Source organism: Paenibacillus sp. F024, assembly GCF_057814255.1.
Window position 1 is genome coordinate 1 of record NZ_JBVASZ010000154.1, and the last position, 290, is coordinate 290.

The 290-nt window shown below is 49.3% G+C and carries 1 protein-coding gene; it reads left to right on the forward strand.

Annotation, left to right across the window (positions count from 1 at the left end):
• A partial coding sequence (locus ACZYR9_RS27765; protein ID WP_488981513.1) for a hypothetical protein occupies positions 1-290 on the forward strand: 290 nt, incomplete at both ends.

Sequence of the window (290 nt, forward strand, 5' to 3'; positions counted from 1 at the left end):
ACCAAGGAACCGTGCGCGGATTCCACAGACCCCCGGCATATCATTATTCCTTTGGAGACGTCACCGTCTCCGGGTACATATCAAGTGACCTGGTATGCAGCTCCGCTCAATCCCGATGGCACAACGAACCAACGTGAATTCTTGGGGGTATTTTATTTTTCCGTAGGTGAAGTGACTTCCCTCATGTCGAACCAGGACATCACGTTACCTCCAACCTTCAAAAATCCATTAGGTGTTAAGCATGTAGCGCATGCACTCGCATTTCTTGGATTATTGACACTCGTTGGCGG